The 19,476-nt window shown below is 63.0% G+C and carries 16 protein-coding genes and 1 tRNA gene; 10 read left to right on the forward strand and 7 right to left on the reverse strand.

All coding sequences use genetic code 11. From position 1 onward, the window contains the following. Positions 1-22 precede the first annotated feature (22 nt). Together ETW24_RS01830 and ETW24_RS01835 are read left to right on the forward strand one after the other, a co-directional pair. Entirely contained in the window at positions 23-2,497 is a 2,475-nt protein-coding gene (locus ETW24_RS01830) for a GcvT family protein (protein WP_129369499.1), read from the forward strand. A 22-nt stretch (positions 2,498-2,519) separates the two neighbouring features. Next, positions 2,520-3,503: a GlxA family transcriptional regulator gene (locus ETW24_RS01835; protein WP_164982668.1), complete on the forward strand. Its 984-nt coding sequence runs from the start codon at positions 2,520-2,522 to the stop codon at positions 3,501-3,503. A gap of 341 nt (positions 3,504-3,844) precedes the next feature. Here ETW24_RS01835 and ETW24_RS01845 read toward each other — a convergent pair. From ETW24_RS01845 to paaZ, 3 genes are all read right to left on the reverse strand, one after another. After that, a tRNA-Met gene (locus tag ETW24_RS01845) sits at positions 3,845-3,921 on the reverse strand. Between the two features lie 200 nt (positions 3,922-4,121). Continuing rightward, the gene (locus tag ETW24_RS01850; RefSeq protein WP_254695678.1) at positions 4,122-4,934 is read right to left on the reverse strand and encodes a PaaX family transcriptional regulator C-terminal domain-containing protein; all 813 of its coding nucleotides are present in this window, start codon (positions 4,932-4,934) and stop codon (positions 4,122-4,124) included. Positions 4,935-5,006: 72 nt separating this feature from the next. Then, positions 5,007-7,037, reverse strand: a complete 2,031-nt coding sequence (gene paaZ, locus ETW24_RS01855; RefSeq protein ID WP_129369501.1) for a phenylacetic acid degradation bifunctional protein PaaZ — start codon at positions 7,035-7,037, stop codon at positions 5,007-5,009. 126 nt (positions 7,038-7,163) lie between these two features. Here paaZ and paaG point away from each other — a divergent pair, with 126 nt between their 5' ends. The 5 genes from paaG to ETW24_RS01880 all read left to right on the forward strand — a co-directional run bounded on the left by paaG (position 7,164) and on the right by ETW24_RS01880 (position 10,634). Beyond that, entirely contained in the window at positions 7,164-7,949 is a 786-nt protein-coding gene (gene paaG, locus ETW24_RS01860; protein ID WP_129369502.1) for a 2-(1,2-epoxy-1,2-dihydrophenyl)acetyl-CoA isomerase PaaG, read from the forward strand. Positions 7,950-7,951: 2 nt separating this feature from the next. Next, positions 7,952-8,377 carry a hydroxyphenylacetyl-CoA thioesterase PaaI gene (gene paaI / locus ETW24_RS01865; protein WP_129372811.1) on the forward strand — a complete coding sequence of 142 codons (426 nt, stop codon included), beginning with the start codon at positions 7,952-7,954 and terminating at the stop codon, positions 8,375-8,377. A 15-nt stretch (positions 8,378-8,392) separates the two neighbouring features. Further along, complete coding sequence (gene paaK, locus ETW24_RS01870) at positions 8,393-9,703, forward strand: phenylacetate--CoA ligase PaaK (RefSeq protein ID WP_129369503.1); 1,311 nt, start codon at positions 8,393-8,395, stop codon at positions 9,701-9,703. 15 nt (positions 9,704-9,718) lie between these two features. Next, entirely contained in the window at positions 9,719-10,315 is a 597-nt protein-coding gene (locus ETW24_RS01875; protein ID WP_129369504.1) for a TetR/AcrR family transcriptional regulator, read from the forward strand. Between the two features lie 103 nt (positions 10,316-10,418). After that, positions 10,419-10,634, forward strand: a complete 216-nt coding sequence (locus ETW24_RS01880) for a hypothetical protein (protein ID WP_129369505.1) — start codon at positions 10,419-10,421, stop codon at positions 10,632-10,634. A 67-nt stretch (positions 10,635-10,701) separates the two neighbouring features. Here the strand turns inward: ETW24_RS01880 and trpS are convergent, their stop codons facing one another. Beyond that, entirely contained in the window at positions 10,702-11,730 is a 1,029-nt protein-coding gene (trpS, locus tag ETW24_RS01885) for a tryptophan--tRNA ligase (protein WP_129369506.1), read from the reverse strand. Between the two features lie 100 nt (positions 11,731-11,830). Here trpS and ETW24_RS01890 point away from each other — a divergent pair, with 100 nt between their 5' ends. Then, positions 11,831-12,517, forward strand: coding sequence for a rhomboid family intramembrane serine protease (locus ETW24_RS01890; RefSeq protein WP_129369507.1), 687 nt, complete (start codon positions 11,831-11,833; stop codon positions 12,515-12,517). 84 nt (positions 12,518-12,601) lie between these two features. Here the strand turns inward: ETW24_RS01890 and murJ are convergent, their stop codons facing one another. From murJ to ETW24_RS01905, 3 genes are read right to left on the reverse strand one after another with little or no spacing between them, the layout of a single operon-like run. Further along, complete coding sequence (murJ, locus tag ETW24_RS01895) at positions 12,602-14,152, reverse strand: murein biosynthesis integral membrane protein MurJ (RefSeq protein ID WP_129369508.1); 1,551 nt, start codon at positions 14,150-14,152, stop codon at positions 12,602-12,604. Next, a complete protein-coding gene (locus ETW24_RS01900) occupies positions 14,149-16,989 on the reverse strand; it encodes a [protein-PII] uridylyltransferase (RefSeq protein WP_129369509.1) in 2,841 nt (946 codons plus the stop codon). Before ETW24_RS01900 ends, murJ begins: the two co-directional genes overlap by 4 nt. Beyond that, complete coding sequence (locus ETW24_RS01905; RefSeq protein ID WP_129369510.1) at positions 16,949-18,115, reverse strand: penicillin-binding protein activator; 1,167 nt, start codon at positions 18,113-18,115, stop codon at positions 16,949-16,951. The genes ETW24_RS01900 and ETW24_RS01905 overlap by 41 nt, the downstream gene beginning before the upstream one ends. An 87-nt stretch (positions 18,116-18,202) precedes the next feature. On the opposite strand from ETW24_RS01905, the gene rsmI reads away from it, so the two are divergent. Beyond that, positions 18,203-19,060, forward strand: coding sequence for a 16S rRNA (cytidine(1402)-2'-O)-methyltransferase (rsmI, locus tag ETW24_RS01910; RefSeq protein WP_129369511.1), 858 nt, complete (start codon positions 18,203-18,205; stop codon positions 19,058-19,060). Between the two features lie 3 nt (positions 19,061-19,063). Further along, a complete protein-coding gene (locus ETW24_RS01915) occupies positions 19,064-19,438 on the forward strand; it encodes a YraN family protein (RefSeq protein WP_129369512.1) in 375 nt (124 codons plus the stop codon). Positions 19,439-19,476: the final 38 nt, after the last annotated feature.

Here is a 19,476-nt window from a genome sequence, read left to right on the forward strand (position 1 = left end):
CCCAGACCTGAGGACATAACCCATGTCAGACAATTTTGCCCAATCGACGCTCAACATTCACAAGGAGGACAGCACTGGCGACAAGAAACTGCCCAGCCACGCCAAGGCCGTGATCATCGGCGGCGGTGTTGTTGGCTGCTCGATCCTGTTCCACCTGGCCAAGTTCGGCTGGAAAGACGTGGTGCTGCTGGAGCGGGACGAGCTGACCTCCGGCTCTTCCTGGCATGCGGCGGGGCAGATCCATACGATATCGTCGGACCCGAACATCTCGCGGCTGCAGTCTTATACCATTGATCTGTATAAAGAGATTGAGGAATTGTCAGGCCATTCCGTTGGCCTGCACATCACCGGCGGGTTCTATCTGGCGTCGAACAAGACCTGGTATGATTACCTGAAGCGCGAGCGTTCTAAGGCGCGTTACATGGGGCTGAACCAGGAATTCATCAGCCCCAAGGAAGTGGCCGAACGCCATCCGCTGATCGACCCGAAACATTACCATGCTGCCCTGTGGGACGATCAGGACGGCGATCTGGACCCGTCGGGCGCGACCTATGCCTTTGCCAAGGCTGCCAAGGTGCACGGCGCGCAGTATTTCACCCATACGCCAGCCACCGCGACCACTCAGCGCCCCGATGGCAGCTGGGACGTGGTGACGCCGCGCGGGGTGATCAATGCCGAGCATATCGTGAACTGCGGCGGGCTGTGGGCGCGTGAAGTCGGCCATATGCAGGGTATCAATCTGCCGGTGCAGCCGATGGAGCACCACTATCTGATCACCGACAAGATCGACGCGGTGGCCAACCACCCGACCCGCCTGCCGGCCGGTATTGATTACGAGGCGAACATCTATTTCCGGCAGGAACGCCAGGGGATGCTGCTGGGCACCTATGAGCCGAAGGGCACACCCTGGAAGGTGGGCGGCACCCCGTGGGATTTCGGGCATGAGCTGCTGCAGCCGGATCTGGACCGGATTGCCGACCGTCTGGAAATGTCGTTCGAGCGGATCCCGGCGATTGGCGAGGCGGGCATCAAGGACATGATCAACGGCCCCTTCACCTTCGGCCCCGACGGCAACCCGATGATCGGCCCGGTGCCGGGCATGAAGAACTACTGGTGTGCTGTGGGCGTGATGGCGGGCTTCTGCCAGGGCGGCGGCGTTGGTTTGACTATGGCCGAGTGGATGATCGACGGCGAGCCGTCGATTGACGTCTGGGCGATGGATGTGGCGCGTTTTGGCGACTTTGCGACCCCCGACTGGGGCACCGTGAAATCAACCGAGAATTACGAGCGCCGTTTCGTGATGACCTTCCCGAATGAAACGCTGCCCAAGGGGCGGATGCAGAAGACCACCGCGCTCTATGACCGGTTGGTCGCCAAGGGTGCCCGTATGGGCCAGGGCTTTGGCCTGGAGAACGCGCTTTGGTTTGCCGACGGGCCGGAAGACGCGCATGAGGAGCCGACATTCGAGCGCAACCGCAGCCATGATTATGTGGCGCGCGAGGTCAAAGCCGTGCGCGAGGCAGTGGGCGGCATCGAGGTTGCCAACTTTGCCAAGCATGAGTTCAAGGGACCGGGTGCGCGGGCTTATCTGGACCGCGTGCTGGCGGGCTATGTGCCGAAACCGGGCCGGCTGACGCTGACACCGATGCTGACGCCCAAGGGTAAGCTGTACGGTGATCTGACCGTGGCCTGCCTGGCAGAGGAACACTTCATGCTGTTCGGCTCCGGCGCCATGCAGGAGGCGCACCGCCGCTGGTTCGAGAAGGATCTGCCGGAGGATGTGAGCTATCAGAATGTCTCTGATGACTGGCACGGCATTGCCCTGTCGGGTCCGAAATCGCGGGAGCTGCTGCAGCGGATCACCCGCGAGGATATCTCGGGCGAAGCAATGAAATTCCGCGACCTGCGCCAGACATTTGTGGGCGGCGTGCCGGTGATCCTGAACCGGATCAGTTTTTCGGGCGAGCTGGGCTATGAGATCTACTGCAAGCCGCAGTATCTGCTGCGCCTGGCGGAAGCGATCGAGGAGGCGGGCAGCGATCTGGGCTACCGCTGGTACGGTGCGCGGGCGCTGATGTCGATGCGGCTGGAGAAGGGCTGGGGCGTCTGGACGCTGGACTTCCGCCCTGACTTCGACGCGGCGGAAAGCGGCATGGATGTCTTCATCAACTGGAAGAAGGGTTTTGTTGGCAAGGAAGCCGCGCTGGCCGCCAAAGAAGCCGGACCAAACCGCAAGCTGGTCACCATGACCATCGACGTGGACGGCATTGATGTCTCCAATGACGAGGCGATCCTGAAGGATGGCGAAGCGGTCGGCTATATCTCCTCGGGCGGTTATGCGCATCACGCGCAGACGTCGATGGCGATGGGCTATGTCTCGGCGGAACATGCGGCGGCGGGCACCAGGCTGCAGGTCGAGATCCTGGGCGAGATGTATGACGCCGAGGTGCTGGGCGCGCCGATCTATGACGCCAACGGCGCCAATATGCGCGCCTGACCGGACCAAGGGAGCGGATATCATGAGCCACCCCATGCGGACGCTCCCCGAGGCGGCCCAGGCCGCTCCGGCCTGCCGCTGCATCTTCCTGCTGCTGCCCACCTTCTCGCCGCTGGATCTGTCCAGCGCGGTGGCAGCGTTGGAGGCGGCAAACCAGCATGACGGGACTGCGCGCTATGACTGGCGCGTGGTCAGCGAAGACGGCCTGTCCGTTACCGCCCCTAACGGGCTTGGCGTGGCAGTAGACGGCGGCCTGCCGGACCTGGTGCGCGGCGACATGATCTTTGTTTGCGGCGGCCAGGGGCAGGAGCCGGGTATCTCGCTTAAGGTGCTGGGCTGGTTGCGCAAAGCGCAACGCATGGGGGCAGCTCTGGGTGCGCTGGGCGGCGGTGTGCTGGCGCTGGCGCGCTCGGGGCTGCTGGCAGGGCGCCAGGTCTCGGCCCACTGGGCGCTGCGGGCGGTTCTTGCCGAGGCGCATCCGGACGTGGAGGTGAAGAATTCGCTGTTCACCATGGAGGGCAAGCTGATCACCTGCGCTGGCGGGACTGCTACCATCGACATGATGCTGAACTTGATCTCGGATCATCACGGGGCGGCCGTGGCAACGGGTGCGGCGGATCTGATGGTCTGTTCCTCGGCGCGCAAGGGCAATCAGGATCAGACGGTTTCCGAATACGGCCGGACTGGCGTTCGGCATGAAAAGCTTGCTGCCGCGCTCAGCCTGATGCGCAGCAACCTGGAGGAGCCACTGACACCGGGCGGCATTTCCGATCTGGTCGGCCTGTCGGTCCGCCAGCTGGAGCGGCTGTTCTCCAAGTACCTGCAGACCACACCCAAGGTCTATTACACAAGGCTGCGGTTGGATTATGCGCGCAGCCTGCTGTTGCAGACCAACATGCGGATTATCGATGTGGCACTGGCGTCGGGGTTCAACAGCCAGACCCATTTCGCCAAGGTCTACCGCCGGTATTTCGGCAAGTCACCGCATCAGGAACGGCCGTTTTAGCCCTTGGGCTGGGCCTTGCCGGACCCGGTGATTTGCCCGGCAAGACAGAGGGCGGTGTCCCTCTTCTGATCAGAGACCGCGATCACTGAGGCCGGGTTGATCCGCCGGACGCGGGCATTGCGGCCAGTGGAACAGGCGGTCTTCTCCGTTGATTTTCGGGTCGTTGACTGAGGCGAAGCGGAGCGCCATACGGCCCACCCGAGGGGGCGGCTTGGCCAAGGCCGCCATCTGTGACGCAAGGAGAAACCCGGGTGGGGTGAGGCCAAAAGCTTGAGAGAAAATGCGCACGCGCGGCCCATTCCTAAGCATGGCTGAGCTTGATCTTCATGCTTGGGGAAGGGTGGTAGCGGAGGAGGGACTTGAACCCCCGACACGCGGATTATGATTCCGCTGCTCTAACCAACTGAGCTACTCCGCCGCTCGCTGTGTGGAGGCGATTTACGGAATGCTGCCGGTCGGGTCAAGAAGAAAAGCGGAAGAATTGCAGATTCCGTTGAGGTTTTTCCGGCTGGATGATTAAGCTTTTTAAAAACAAACACTTGTGTAGGGTGCGGGATTGGCGCCTCTGGCCTGCAAGGTCAGCCGTGGCCGGAGTTGGCAAGCCATGCCCGGGCGGCCTTAATCACTCGGGGTGTCCAGGGCAGCCAGTTCAGGCAAGGGCAGCTGGTCCAGAAGGCCAAACACCAGTGCGCGGCAGGTTTCACCTGTCCAGTCCGCAGGATGAAAGCTGGGCGGTAAATCCGGATGGCGCAGAACCACGCGGCGCCAGCGGTGCACAATCAAGGTGCGCAGAGTGCCGGTTTGAGCCGGAGACAGCCGGGATGGCGGCGGGGTGATATGTTTCAGATCCTGCTGCAATTCCTTGCAGGCTTCACATAGTGGCAGCGGAAACAGCCGTGCCTTCAGCCAGCCTGGAACAGCGATGCTGCTGACCTTTGCGGCCATCATGTCATCCAGATTGTGCGGTATCGGCCCATGCCCCAGGGCAGTGGTGCGGTTCACGGCCACGTAGTTGGGCAGCAGCAGAACCTCGTCCAGGGTGGTTTGGCCGGTGCCGTCCTCGGCGATGAGCACATGCCAGTCGCCAGGCGCCGCGGCGCTGCGGCCGTAAATCCGGGGCGTCACGGCGGCGGATTGGTTGCGGCCGTATTCGGTCAGATAGTGGATAGATGCCCGGCCTGCGCGGGCGCTTTCGATCCAGCCGTCCTTGCGCAGCCGGTGCAGCGCCACACGGATGGCTTCGGGCTTGATCCCCATCGGGGTGATGATGCGGGTCAGGGCGCTGCCGCTGATCCGGGCACCCTTTTCCTGTGCCAGATCGCCGAACAGCGAAACAATCACCGACCAGACCCGCTGGTTCTGCGGATCATTCAGTTGCTGGACAGTCGCGTCAAACCAGGGGTTTTGCTGTTCGTTCATAGAGATAAACATAGTTCGCCCGGACAGGTTAGACCAGCCCGGGCGCACGGCAGCGTTACCGCTGCCTACCACTTTTGCGCAGGTTCAGAAGGCGTTCATCGTCAGCAGCTCATACTCTGCTGCAATCTCGCCGTCCTGATTGGTGAGGGTGACGTGCCAGCGGACTTCGCCATAGTCCTCATTGCGCGGGGTCTTCTTTTTGACGGTCAGGCGGACCTTGATGCTTTCGCCCGCGGAAATGGGCTTCATGAAGCGCAGGTTATCCAGGCCGGTATTGGCCAGAACCGGGCCTTCGTCAGGCTGCACGAACATGCCGGCGGCAAAGGACAGCAACAAGTAGCCATGCGCCACCCGGCCCGGGAAGAACGGGTTCCGCTTGGCGGCGTCGTCGTCCATATGGGCATAAAAGGTGTCGCCGGTGAAATGGGCGAAGGTTTCGATATCCTCCAGCGTCACGGTGCGCGGCGCGGTGTGCAGCGTCTCGCCGATGGACAGCTCGCCGAATTTGCGGGTGAATGGGTGCGCGGGGCCTTTGACCTCTGCGCTGCCGGGGACCCATTTCTCACCTATCGCCGACAGGATATCCGGGGAACCCTGTATCGCTGTGCGCTGCATGTAGTGTTTGACACCGCGCACGCCGCCCAGTTCCTCGCCGCCGCCGGCGCGGCCCGGACCGCCGTGCACCATATGGGGCAGGGGGGAGCCATGGCCGGTCGATTCCTTCATCGAGTCGCTGTTGTTGAAGTAGAGGCGGCCGTGGTAGGCGCCGGCGCCGATGGCGACCTCACGCGCGACACTGGCGTCATGGGTGATCACCGAGGCCACCAGAGAGCCCTGGCCGCGGTTGGCAAGGTCGATGGCGTGGTCCAGGTCGCGGTAGCCCATGATGGTAGAGACGGGGCCGAAGGCCTCGGTGTCGTGCACGCGGCTCGCATTGTCCGGGTCGGCGCAGAGGAACAGCATCGGCGGCACAAAGGCGCCTTTGTCTGCGTCGGCACCGTCAACGGAGAAGTTTTCCGGGTCGCCAAAGACGCGCTCGGCTTCCTGGCCGATGATCGCGGCCTTTTCCAGCACGTCGCGTTTCTGGCTGTTTGAGACCAGCGCGCCCATGCGGGTGGTGTCCAGCCGGGGATCGCCGATTGTGGTCTTGGCGAGGCGGGCAGAGAGCGCTTCGATCACCGCGTCCACCTGCGACTGCGGTGCGATGATGCGGCGGATGGCAGTGCATTTCTGACCCGCCTTGGTAGTCATCTCGCGGCTGACTTCCTTGACGAAGAGGTCGAACTCCGGTGTGCCGGGGGCCGCGTCGGGGCCAAGGATCGAGGCGTTGAGGCTGTCCTGTTCGGCGACGAAGCGAATGGAGTTTTCCAGGATCACCGGGTTGGCGCGCAGTTTCAGCGCGGTATTGGCAGAGCCGGTGAAGCTGACCACGTCCTGCATCGTCAGGTGGTCCAGCATGTCGCCGAGGCCGCCGGAGACCAGCTGCAGCGCGCCTTCGGGCAGAATGCCGCTGTCGAGCATCAGTTTCACTGCCAGCTCTGTTACATAGCAGCTGTTGGTGGCGGGCTTCACGATGGCCGGAACGCCGGCCAGCAGGGTCGGGGCCAGTTTTTCCAGCATGCCCCAGACCGGGAAGTTGAAGGCGTTGATATGCACCGCAACGCCGCGCAGCGGGGTGCAGATGTGCTGGCCCAGAAAGGTGCCGCTGCGGCTGAGCTGCTCTACTTCGCCATCCAGATAGACATGCCCATCCGGCATCTCGCGGCGGCCTTTGGAGGCGAAGACAAACATGGTGCCGATGCCGCCGTCGATATCGATCATGTGATCGCTTTGTGTGGCGCCAGTGTTGAAACTGAGATCATACAGCGCCTGCTTGTGCTTGTTCAGATGACCCGCCAGCGCTTTCAGCATCCGGGCGCGGTCGTGGAAGGTCAGCTTGCGCAGGTTTGCACCGCCCACACTGCGGGCGTAGTCGAGCATTCCCTGCACATCGAGCGCATCGTTGCCGGCTGTGGCCATGACCTCGCCGGTGATGGCGCTGGCGATGTTGCGGGCACCTGCGCCCGGTGCGACCCATTGACCCGCTGCAAAGCTGGAAATCTCTAGAAGGCTCATGATGCTGTCCTTTTCATCAGGCCGGCGCCGGGCCGGCTGGTGGAATCCGATGTTGAGATATATTGACCGTCCGGTCGGTTTATGCAAGAAGTTTGTCAAATGCGCCGCTGACAGGGTGAGGGAGCGATGAGCGATACAATTCTGGTGGAGGATCACGGGACCTGGGTGGAGATCACCCTGAACCGCCCGGACCGGCTGAACAGTTTCAACGAAGAGATGCACAACGCCTTGCGCGCAGCGCTGGAAGGTGCCCGCGACGGCGGTGCCCGCGCGGTGCTGCTGACCGGCGCCGGGCGGGGCTTTTGCGCCGGGCAGGATCTGGGCGACCGCGATCCGCGCAAAATGGACGGGCCGCCGGACCTGAGCCAGACCGTGCGCAAATACTACGCGCCGCTGGTGCGGCTGATCCGCGAGTTGAACTTCCCGGTGATCTGCGCGGTGAACGGTGTGGCGGCCGGGGCGGGGGCCAATCTGGCGCTGGCCTGCGATATGGTTCTGGCTGGCGAAAGCGCCAAGTTCATCCAGTCGTTCTCCAAGGTTGGCCTGATCCCCGATACCGGAGGCAGCTGGCACTTGCCGCGTCTGCTGGGCGAGGCGCGCGCCAAGGGGCTTGCGCTGACCGCCGAACCTTTGCCTGCCAAGAAGGCTGAGGGCTGGGGGCTGATCTGGAAGGCATTGCCGGATGAGGAACTGATGGCCGAGGCCCGCGCAATGGCGGAGAAATTCGCCAACGGCCCGACGCTGGGGCTGGGCCTGACCAAACAGTGCATTCAGGCTGCGGCAGTCAACACGCTGTCCGATCAGTTGGAGATTGAAGCGGATGCGATGAAAACCTGCGGTGAGAGCGCGGATTATGCCGAGGGCGTTGCCAGCTTCCTGGAAAAACGCGCCCCCGCGTTCATGGGGAAATGACCATGACCCCCAAGGAACGCGCCGAAAAATCCGCAGCTGCCATGTGGGCGGACGACCATGCATCCAAGTGGGCGGGGATGGAGATCACCCATGCGGATGAGGGCGAGGCGACGCTGGAGCTGACCATCGCCCAGCATCACTGCAACGGCCATGGCATCTGCCACGGCGGCGTCACGTTTATGCTGGCCGACAGCGCCTTTGCCTTTGCCTGCAACAGCCGCAATCAGGCGACCGTGGCGCAGCACAACGTGATCAGCTTCACCGCGCCGGGACGGCTGGGTGATCGGCTGATTGCCAAGGCCCGCGAGATTTCCCTGACCGGGCGCAGCGGCATTTATGATGTGGCTGTGACCAATCAGGACGGCCGGCAGATTGCCGAATTCCGGGGCTTTTCCCGGGCGGTCAAAGGCCAGTTGTTCGACGAATAAGGCGTGGAGGATGCCATGAAAGACCTGACCCCCAACAAGGCTGATCTGGATCCGATCGAGATCGCCTCGATCGACGAAATCCGCGCTCTGCAGCTGGAACGGCTGAAATGGTCGCTGCGGCACGCCTATGACAACGTGCCGATGTATAAGCAGCGGTTCGACGAGGCGGGTGTGCATCCGGACGACTTGCAGCAGTTGCCGGATCTGGCCAAGTTTCCCTTCACCTACAAAAACGACCTGCGCGACAATTACCCCTTTGGCCTGTTTGCGGTGCCGCGCGAACAGATTATGCGCCTGCACGCGTCCTCTGGCACCACCGGCAAGCCGACGGTGGTGGGCTATACGGCAAATGACATCAGCAACTGGGCCGATCTGGTGGCGCGGTCTTTGCGCGCGGCTGGTTTGCGCAAGGGCGACATGGTGCACAACGCCTATGGCTACGGGCTGTTCACCGGCGGCCTGGGCGCCCATTACGGGATCGAACGCCTGGGCGCGACCGTGGTGCCGATGTCCGGCGGGCAGACCGAAAAACAGGTTGGCCTGATCACCGATTTCCAGCCTGACGGCATCATGGTGACGCCCTCCTACATGCTCAACATTCTGGAGCAGTACCACAAGGTTGGCTTGGACCCGCGGGGAAGCTCGCTGAAAGTCGGCATCTTCGGCGCCGAACCCTGGACAGATGCGATGCGCAAAGAGGTTGAACAGGCTTTCGACATGCATGCGGTCGATATCTACGGTCTTAGCGAAATCATGGGGCCAGGGGTGGCCAATGAATGCGTCGAGACCAAGGACGGTCCGGTGATCTGGGAGGACCACTTCCTGCCGGAAATCATCGACCCGGCCACCGGCGAGGTGCTGCCGGACGGCGAGATGGGGGAGCTGGTGTTCACCACGCTAACCAAGGAAGGCCTGCCGATGGTGCGCTACCGCACCCGCGACCTGACGCGGCTGCTGCCGGGCACTGCGCGCACGATGCGGCGGATGGAGAAGATCACCGGGCGCAGCGACGACATGATCATCCTGCGCGGCGTCAACGTCTTTCCCAGCCAGGTGGAGGAGCAGCTGATGGCCACCGGCGGGCTGGCGCCGCATTACCAGATCGAGCTGTATAAATCCGGCCGGATGGACGCGATGCGGGTCTATGTGGAGGCCAATCCTGATGCCACGGATGAGCTGAGCAAAACCGCCGCGGCGCGGATGCTGACCAAGCGGATCAAGGATATGGTTGGTGTTTCCACCGAGATCATTGTAGGCGACCCGGGATCGGTCGAGCGCAGCCAGGGCAAGGCCAAGCGTGTCGTCGACAACCGCGGCAAGTCCTGAACAGGGGAGTGAGTTTTGGCCCGCACCATCGCAAAAGACCATGATCAGAAACGCGTGCAGATCCTGAAATCCGCAGCCAAAGTATTTGCGGAGGCAGGCTATGACCGCGCGTCAATGACCCAGCTGGCGCGGGAATGCGGGATCTCCAAGGCGAATATCTACCACTACTATGACAGCAAGGATGCCGTGCTTTTCGGCCTTCTTGACACCTATCTATGCGAGTTGCGCGACCGGGTCTGCGGGGCGGAGCTGGAGGGGCTTGGCCCCGAGGACCGGCTGCGCCGTATCGTGTCGGAAATCATGCTGGCCTATCAGGGCGCGGATCATGAGCATCAGGTGCAGATCAGCGCCATGGGCGCGCTGCCCGAGGATCAGCAGAAGCTGCTGCGCGCCTATCAGCGTGAAATGGTGCAGTTTGTCAGCGACGCGCTGGCGGCTGTGGCACCCGGGGTGTTTGCGGGCGAAACGGCCAAGCTGCGCGGCGCCACCATGTCGGTTTTCGGCATGCTGAACTGGTACTACATGTGGAATTCCGGTGCTGGTGCGAAGGCACGTGATGACTATGCGCGGCTGGCGGCAGATCTGGTTTTGAATGGCGTCAAAGGGCTTTGACGCCCGCGCAGGCCTGCACAAATGCTTGAAGCTAACAGCCGGCACAGTTTCTTTTGCGTTTGCGCCGCTTCGCGCTAAGCTATCGCCCCAATAGGAGGGCGGCATGGCAAACCCTGAAAGTTTCGAAAAGTTCTACTACAAGAAAGTCGGGCTGGGCGAGGGCTGCGGCTGCGCCGAGCGGGTGATCGACAACCACGAATTCGACCGTCAATCGGGCCACCCGCAGCTGAAATCATTTGGCCGCAGATTTTCACTGCGGTCTTTTGCGCTGAAGTACGGGCTGATCTCCCGGCGCCGGCCGTCCCCGGACGCGGAATAGGCGCTCGCAGGGGCAGCAAAGGCTACGCCACCAGCCTTGTGGAAAGCCAATGGCGTAACTGGTTTTGTCAGATCTGGACCGGCGGCACCATACCGACGATTTCATAAGTTTTGCGCAGGATCGGCGCGGTGATTTCGCGCGCGCGCTCGGATCCGCGGGTCAGAATGCGGTCGATCTCGTCCTGTTCACCCATCAGCCGCGCCATCTCGGTCGAAATAGGCGCCAGTTTCGACACTGCCAGATCCGCCAGCATCGGCTTGAATTCCGAGAACTGTTTGCCGCCGACATCCGCCAGCACCTGATCTACGGTCTGCTCGTTCAGCGCCGCATAGATGTTCACCAGATTGCGCGCCTCGGGGCGGTCTTCCAGGCCCTTGGCCTCGGACGGCAGCCCTTCGGGATCGGTCTTGGCCTTGCGGATCTTCTTGGCGATGGTGTCGGCGTCATCGGTCATATTGATGCGGCTGGCATCCGACGGGTCAGATTTCGACATTTTCTTGGAGCCGTCGCGGAAGCTCATCACACGGGTGGCGGCGCCCTCGATCACCGGTTCGGTCATCGGGAAGAAATCGACGCCATAGTCATGGTTGAACTTGGCGGCGATGTCGCGGGTCAGCTCCAGATGCTGTTTCTGGTCCTCGCCCACAGGCACATGGGTGGCGTGGTAGGTCAGAATATCAGCTGCCATCAGCGCCGGATAGGCGAACAACCCAAGCGAGGCGTTCTGGGCGTTCTTGCCGGCCTTGTCCTTGAATTGGGTCATCCGCTGCATCCAGCCCATGCGGGCGACGCAGTTGAAAATCCAGGCCAGCTGCGCGTGTTCAGGCACCTGGGACTGATTGATCAGGATGGATTTTTCCGGATCCAGGCCGGCGGCGATGAAACCTGCGCACAGCTCGCGGGTGGATTTCATCAGGTCCTTGGGGTCCTGCCAGACAGTGATCGCATGCAGGTCCACCATGCAATAGATGGACTCCACATCCTTGGCCTGCCAGTCGACGAACCGCTTCAGGGCACCAAGGTAGTTGCCCAGGTGCAGGTTGCCGGAGGGCTGAATCCCCGAAAAGACGCGCGGGGTGAATGTGGTTTCGCTCATCTAGCGTAACTCCCGTCTGGAAATAGCGACCCCGGTGGCTTACCCATGGGGCTTGGATAGGTCAACAGGTGCAGAGGGTTCTGCACTGCAAGGAGACTCAATGAGCAGCCCGAATAACACCGCACCCGTCAACCCGCTGCCTGCAGCCGTCGTTGCGATAGTGCTGATCATCATCGGGATCGAAGCGGTGTTCTCGCTTGGCGCCCGCGGAATCCTGGGCGGGCCTGAGGCCATCGGCTGGCGGCTGGAGGCAGTCCAATCCTATGCGTTTTCCAGCGAGATCTTCTGGTGGATGCAGGAAAGCGGCCGCTGGCTGCCGGAGCATCTGAAGCGTTTTGTCTCTTACATCTTTGTGCATGGCGCCTTTACCCATGCGCTGTTTGTCTGCGTCTTTGTGCTGGCGATGGGCAAGATGGTGGGCGAGGTGATGGGCGATCTGGCGATGGTGATCATCTTTGTGCTGTCCGGTGCCGGCGGCGCACTGGGCTATGCGCTGCTGGTCAGCGGCGGCCAGCCTTTGATCGGCGGCTTTCCGGCGGTCTACGGGCTGATCGGGGCCTTTACCTTTCTGTTGTGGCGCTCGCTGGCTTTGGTCGGGGCGCAGCAAAGCCGGGCGTTTTCGCTGATTGCCTTTCTGATGGGGGCGCAGCTGCTGTTCGGGCTGCTGTTTGGCGGCCAGAAGGACTGGGTTGCGGATCTGGCAGGCTTTGCCACCGGGTTCGGTCTGTCGTTCTTCCTGGCGCCGGGCGGCTGGGCGCGGATCCGCAACCGCATCCGGCACGATTGACGCCGGGGGCTTCCGCCTGCTGTCAAAGCCCCTGGCGGGGCATCTCCAGCCGTTGGGCCGGGCCGGCCTGAAGGGGCGCGGGGGTCAGGCCTGTTTCCGGCGGCTGAGGGCGGTGCGGAACTCTGACAGGCGGAAGGCGCCAAGCGCCTGGCCTGCGGCGAAGTAGACCAGGCCGCCCAGCACCACCAGGCCTAGCAGGGACAGGTAGCGCCAGTAATCCAGCGTGAACAGCCAGCCCGCAGCCGAAGCAACAGCATAGAGCACTGCCCCCATCACAGCAGAGGCTGCCAGGATGCGCCAGGCGCGGGTGCGGAAGCGGGCGTCGAAGCGGGCCTCTTCCCCCATGCCGCGGGCGCCGAGTGCCAGTAGTGCCACCATCACCCAGCCGGCAGCGGAGGCGGCGATGGCGGGGGCGATCCAGCCCAGTACTGGCTTCAGGCCAAAGGCCAGCGCGGCGTTGACAGCCATCGCAGCCAGCGCGTAGCGAAAGGGGGTTTTGGTGTTCTCCCGCGCGAAGTAGAGCGGCTGCAGGACCTTTTGCAGCATGAAGGCTGGCAGGCCTGCGCCATAGATAGCGACGGCGATGGCGATTGCGGCCACGTCTTCGGGGCCGGTTGCACCGCGCTCATAGAGCACAGACACCAGCGGCACCGGCACGGTGATGAAGGCGACGGCAGAGGGTACGGCCAGCAGCAGCGAGAATTCTCCGGCGCGGGACAAGGCGCCCTGTGAACCGGCGCTGTCCCCGGCCCGCAGGCGGCGGGAAAGGGCAGGCAGCAGCACGATGCCGACAGCAATGCCAACCACGCCCAAAGGCAGTTGATACAGCCGGTCGGCGATGAACAGCCAGCTGGCCGCCTTTTCGATGTCAGAGGCCACGTATTGCCCGACCACCAGATTGATCTGGGTGACTCCCATGGCCAGAGCAGCGGGCACGGCAACACGCATCAGGCTGCGCATTTCGGTGTTCCAACGGGGCAGACCGGGCCGCAAGGTTATACCAGCACGGGCGGCGGCGGCCCAGACAAGCGCCAGCTGCGCGACGCCCGCCACCGGGATGGTCCAGACCAGCCACAGGACAACATCGCCGCCCATGAGGGCGCCGGCTGTCATCGCTGCACAGGCAAAAATGTTAAGGAGGACCGGCGCGGCGGCGGCGGCGGCAAAGCGGCCGGTGGCGTTCAGCACGCCTGAGAACAATGCGGCCAGCGACATGAACAGGATGTATGGAAAGACGATGTAGCCGTAGCCCACCGCCATATCAAACCGGGCATCGCCGACAAATCCGCCGGCCGTCAGCCAGACCAGTCCCGGCATGAACACCATGCCGAGGCCAACCAGCGCCAGCACCGCAGCGGCAAGCAGGTTGAAGGCCTGCTGGGCATAAGTTCTGGCGTCCTCACCGGCCTCATACCGCTTGGAGAAAGCGGGCACAAAGGCGGCGTTAAATGCACCTTCGGCGAAGAAGCGGCGGAACATGTTGGGCAGGCGGAAGGCAACGATAAAGGCATCCAGCACCGGACCGGGGCCGATGAAGGCGGCAATCAGGATCTCGCGGGCGAATCCAAGCACGCGGCTGGCCAGCGTCCAGAACCCGACGGTCAGGAAGCCCGAAAGCAGTTTGATCGGTTTCATACATCCGCCCGTTTTGCGCCTGCGGTGATGGCCTCGCGCAGTTTCTTCTCCAGAGTCCGCTGTTTGGACTCCGCATAGTATTTCAGGCCGAACATGTCTTTGACATAAAAGGCGTCCACCACCTGCTCGCCATAGGTCGCGATGACTGCGTTCGCAATATAGACATTGGCGGCCGCCAGCGCCCGGGCCAGATCATAAAGCAGCCCTGGCCGGTCGCGGGTGTCGACCTCGATGATGGTGTAGATTTCCGAGCCGTCGTTATCGAAGGTGATATGGGTCGGGACCTTGAAGGCGCGCTCCCGTTTCTTGATCTTGTCACGGGATTTCAGCGCGTCGCGGGTGATCACCTCGCCCTTCAGGGTCTTTTCAATCATCTGCTTAAGCCGGTGCAGGCGGATCGGATCGAAGGGGTGGCCCTCGCTGTCCTGGATCCAGAAGGCATCGGTCACATATCCGTCCTTGGTCGTATAGGAGCGCGCATCCACCACATTGGCGCCGACCAGCGCCAGCGCGCCGGCAATGCGGGCAAAGATGCCGGGGTGATCCTCCATCACGAAACAAGCGCGGGTCGCGTCACGGTCCACGTCCGGATAAAGCCGGATCATCACCTCGCCCGCGTCGCCCTTGGCAATGTAGTCGCGCAGCATCTCGGCGAAATCCACATGCGCGGTAATGTGCAGCCCGTGCCAGTACGGCGGATAATGCCGGGCGGTTTCGGTTTTGAGGTCGGCTTTGGTCCAGTCCTGCAACGCCTCGCGCAGGGCCTTCTTGGCCGACGCACCGCGGTGTTCGCGGTTCAAGGCTTCCATGCCGCCCTCAAGCGCTGCACGGGTCTGGCCGTAAAGCGCCCGCAGCAGGGCCGCCTTCCAGTTGTTCCAGGTGTTCGGACCAACGCCGCGGATATCGCAGACAGTCAGCAGCAACAGCAGATCCAGCCGTTTGACCGTTTGCACCGCCTTGGCGAAATCCCGCACCGTGCGCGGGTCGGCAATGTCGCGTTTCTGGGCCATATCCGACATCAGCAGGTGATAACGCACCAGCCATTCCACGGTCTCGCATTCGGATGGCTTCAGCCCCAGCCGCGGCGCCACCTTGCGGGTGATCTGCGCACCAAGGATCGAATGGTCCTGTTCGCGTCCCTTGCCGATGTCATGCAACAGCATCGCCACCATCAGCACTTTGCGGTTCAGCCCCTTGCGCAGGATCGAGGAAGAAAGCGGCAGCTCATCCTCCAGCTCTCCGCGCTCAATCGCGGCAAAGTTGGAGATCACCTGAATGGTATGCTCGTCCACCGTGTAGGAGTGATACATGTTGAACTGCATCATCGCCACGATGGGTTCGAACTCAGGCAGGAAGGCGGATAGCACGCCAAGTTCGTTCATCCGCCGCAACGCGCGTTCGGAATTTCCGTGTTTCAGCAAAAGGTCCAGAAAAATGCGCCGGGCTTCTTTGTCGTTGCGCATGCCGTCATCAATCAGGCGCAGATTGGCGGTGACCAGCCGCATGGCATCGGGGTGGATCAGCATGCCGGTGCGCAGGGCTTCTTCGAAAATCCGCAGCAAATTCACCCGGTCGGCCAAAAATGCCGCCGGGTCCAGCACATCCAGCCGGTTGTGCACCACCTTGTAGCCGGGCTTGATTCGCGGGCGGCGGCGGAAGATGCGTTCCAGCAGCGGTGCGCCTTTTTGCTGACTGGCCTCCAGCTTGGTCAGGAAAATCCGGGTCAGGTCGCCGACCCGCGTCGCATGGCGGAAATACTCCTGCATGAAGATTTCCACCCCGCGGCGGCCGGCCTTGTCCTTGTATCCCATGCGGCTGGCAACCTCGACCTGCAAATCAAAGGTCAGCTGTTCCGTGGCGCGGCCGGTGGCAAGGTGCAGATGCGACCGCACCGCCCAGAGGAAAGTCGCGGCCTTGGCAAACCGCTCCAGCTCTGCCGGGCGGAACAGGCCCAGCGGCACCAGGTCTTCGGCGTCCTGCACCTGGTACAGATACTTGGCGATCCAGAACAGCGATTGCAGGTCGCGCAAGCCCCCTTTGCCCTCTTTCACGTTAGGCTCAACCATATACCGCTGGCCCTGCTTCAGGTGGCGGGCGTCGCGTTCGGCCAGTTTCGCCTCAATGAAATCAGGCGCATCCTTCGAGAACAGCTCCGCCTTCAGCCGCTTTTCCAGCTCCTTGGCCAGCGGCGCGTGGCCGGCCAGAAACCGTTGTTCCAGCATCGCGGTGCGGATCGTGTAATCCTCGCCGCCCAGCCGGATGCAGTCCTTGATGGTGCGGCTGGAATGGCCGACCTTCAGCCGCAAGTCCCACAGGATATAGAGCATGGATTCGATCACGCTCTCGGCCCAGGCGGTGATCTTGTAGGGGGTCAAAAACAGCAGATCGACATCCGAGGCCGGGGCCATTTCCCCCCGGCCATAGCCGCCGACCGCGATAACCGCGATGCGTTCGCCGCGGGTCGGGTTGGCCAGCGGGTGAAGCAATTCGCCGGCGACATACAGTGCCGTGGTCACCAGGCCGTCGGTCAGGAAAGTGTAAGAGCGGGTCAAGTCCCGCGCAGCAAAGGGGGCCGCGGCGAAGGCTTCGGCGATCGCTGCACGTCCGGCCTTGTTTGCCGCCTTCAGGATCTTCACCGTTTCCGCGCGCAGGGCCGCGGGGGTGTTGTCTTCCGCCAAGGCTATGATCCGGGACCGCACGGCTGCGGCATCAAAGATGTCCGCAGGATCGCAGATCAGCGGACCCTGCGGTTCGGGAAAGCCGTTGGCGGCGGGCTGCGCGGGGCCGGCAGCGGGTTCAGAATCCGGCGCCGGTGAAGCTGCTTGGGGCAGGGTCAATGATCACGACCTTCTGTTCTTGGATGGTGGCAACCGCCAGGCCGCGGTCGTTGGTGCCGTCAGGCAGCAGTCGGAAGATGCCGCCGGCCCCCTGGAAACCGGCCCCTTGTGTCAGGGCCGCGCCGGTCAGAGCATCGGATTTACCAGCAGCCACCAGCGCGCCGATTGCGGCAATCCCGTCATAGGCCAGGCTGCCGATCGAATGCGGCGATCCGCCATAGCTTGCCTGGTAGCGGGCGCTGAACTGCTGCACCTTGCCCTGGTCGGGCATCGCAAACCAGCCGCCCTGCACGCCGGGCAGGGCCAGGGTCTGGGCCGGAATATCCCAGCGGGTCAGGCCAATATACTGCTTCTCTGCCGGGTCCACACCGGCTTCGGGCAGCAGTTGCGCCAGCAGCGGCAGTGCTCCGGCGGTGGTCGAGGTCAGGAATACCGCATCCGCCTGGCGCGATTCATTGCGGATGGCAGGAATGGCGTTGATCACCCCCTGCTGGGACAGCTCATAACCGACACTGCCAGCGATATTGGCACCGGTCTGGCTTGCGGCGCGCTGAATGGCGGTGCGCCCGGCAACCCCGGCAGCATCATTGCCGCCGACAATCAGAATGTTCCGTTTGCCGTTGCGGGATGCAAAACCGGTCAGCCTGCGCGCAGTATTGTCAAAGGTCGGGCCCAGGATAAAGACATTGCCGCCGGCAATCGCAGGGTTGTTCGAGAAGGCCAGCACGTTGACGCCGCGCTGGCGTGCTGCAATGCCCGCCGCATTTGCGGCTTCGGCGTAAACCGGGCCCAGAATGATACGGGCGCCGTCCTTCAGCGCCTGCTGCGCTGCACCCGAGGCTACTTCGGGATTGCCCGCCGTGTCATAGACCCGCAGATCGATCTGCACGCCTTGCAGATCGGCAATCGCCATGCGGGCCGCGTTTTCCAGGCTTTGCGCCAGCACGCTGTCGCCCTGCTGCGCCGATCCGCGCGGCACCAGCAGCGCCACCGGCACCGGCTTGGAAGTGTTGATTGTCGGACCACTGCCGAGGGAAACCGGGTCACAGGCAGTCAGGGCAATGGCGGAAACTGCCGCGGCAGCTGTCAGTGCCGCCTTGCGGGCGCGTTTGAAAACAGCAAACATAATGGACTTGAAACTCCGTTCTCCCGGCGCGTTGCGCCGTGTGGGTTTAAGGGCGGATCATAAACGACCAAAAAGGCGGGTCCAGCGTTGAATCACCAGAATGTCATATTGGCCCCAGGGCTTTACTTTGTTGCCACGCCCATTGGCACGGCCCGCGACATTACCCTGCGTGCGCTGGATGTGCTGGCCTCGGCCGATGTGCTTGCGGCTGAGGATACACGCTCGCTGCGCAAGCTGATGGAGATTCACGGCGTGCCCCTGGGCGGGCGGCGGATCATTGCTTACCACGACCACAGCGGCGCCGCTGCGCGTGCCAAACTGCTGGAAGCGGTGGCAGAGGGCAAATCGGTAGCCTATGCTTCCGAGGCCGGAATGCCGCTGATTGCCGATCCGGGCTTTGATCTCAGCCGGGCGGCGGCAGAGGCGGGTCATACCGTCACCTGCGCGCCAGGCGCCTCGGCGGCGGCAACGGCGCTGACGCTGGCCGGGCTGCCCACGGATGCGTTTTTTTTCGCTGGCTTTCTGCCCAATGCCTCCGGTGCCCGGCGCAAACGGCTGGAAGAGCTGCGGGAAATCCCCGGCACGCTGATCTTCTATGAATCACCCAAGCGGGTTGCCGCCTCGGTCGCCGATATGGCGGCGGTGCTGGGCAACCGCCCGGCGGCGATGGCCCGCGAGCTCACCAAGAAATTCGAAGAAGTGCGCCGCGCGCCGCTGGCGGATCTGGCCGCGGGGCTGGAGGAAAAACCGGTCAAGGGCGAGATCGTGCTGCTGGTCGACCGGGCGCAAGAGACCGAGGTGAGCGAGGGCGATCTGGAAAGCGATCTTCAAGCAGCTCTAAAGGATAATTCGGTCAAGGACGCCGCCGGGATCGTGGCTGAGATGCACGGGCTGCCGCGCCGCAAGATCTATCAGCTGGCGTTGCAGCTGGCGAAGGACAGTTAGGCCGTGTCCCGTGCCCGGCAGTATCGCGGTGCCCGTGCCCATCTGGCGGGAGAGGCGGCGGAAGAGATTGTTGCGCGCCACTATGAAAACCGCGGCTACACCGTTGCGGAACGACGTTGGCGCGGGCCGGGTGGCGAGATCGACCTGATCCTGCGCGGCCCGGAAGAGCTGGTGTTTGTGGAAGTGAAACACAGCTCTACCAGCGCCGCTGCGGCCCTGCGGATTACCCCGCGGCAAGTGGAGCGCATCTATGCCAGCGCCGGGCAATATCTGGAAAACGAGCCGCAAGGACAGCTGACCCCTGCCCGGTTCGACGCCGCACTGGTGGACGGCACCGGCGCGGTTGAGATCATCGAAAACGCCATCGGCCTGGACTGATCCGCTGCCGCCCCATTGAACCCCGGGGCGCGGTGGGC

Source organism: Leisingera sp. NJS204 (assembly GCF_004123675.1).
GTDB lineage: Bacteria > Pseudomonadota > Alphaproteobacteria > Rhodobacterales > Rhodobacteraceae > Leisingera.

Bases quoted from the DNA above. Each gene is read 5' to 3' on its own strand.
- ETW24_RS01830 (WP_129369499.1), top strand. From the start codon at position 23: ATGTCAGACAATTTTGCCCAATCGACGCTCAACATTCACAAGGAGGAC.
- ETW24_RS01835 (WP_164982668.1), top strand. From the start codon at position 2,520: ATGAGCCACCCCATGCGGACGCTCCCCGAGGCGGCCCAGGCCGCTCCG.
- ETW24_RS01850 (WP_254695678.1), bottom strand. From the start codon at position 4,934: ATGTTTATCTCTATGAACGAACAGCAAAACCCCTGGTTTGACGCGACT.
- paaZ (WP_129369501.1), bottom strand. From the start codon at position 7,037: ATGAGCCTTCTAGAGATTTCCAGCTTTGCAGCGGGTCAATGGGTCGCA.
- paaG (WP_129369502.1), top strand. From the start codon at position 7,164: ATGAGCGATACAATTCTGGTGGAGGATCACGGGACCTGGGTGGAGATC.
- paaI (WP_129372811.1), top strand. From the start codon at position 7,952: ATGACCCCCAAGGAACGCGCCGAAAAATCCGCAGCTGCCATGTGGGCG.
- paaK (WP_129369503.1), top strand. From the start codon at position 8,393: ATGAAAGACCTGACCCCCAACAAGGCTGATCTGGATCCGATCGAGATC.
- ETW24_RS01880 (WP_129369505.1), top strand. From the start codon at position 10,419: ATGGCAAACCCTGAAAGTTTCGAAAAGTTCTACTACAAGAAAGTCGGG.
- trpS (WP_129369506.1), bottom strand. From the start codon at position 11,730: ATGAGCGAAACCACATTCACCCCGCGCGTCTTTTCGGGGATTCAGCCC.
- ETW24_RS01890 (WP_129369507.1), top strand. From the start codon at position 11,831: ATGAGCAGCCCGAATAACACCGCACCCGTCAACCCGCTGCCTGCAGCC.
- murJ (WP_129369508.1), bottom strand. From the start codon at position 14,152: ATGAAACCGATCAAACTGCTTTCGGGCTTCCTGACCGTCGGGTTCTGG.
- ETW24_RS01905 (WP_129369510.1), bottom strand. From the start codon at position 18,115: ATGTTTGCTGTTTTCAAACGCGCCCGCAAGGCGGCACTGACAGCTGCC.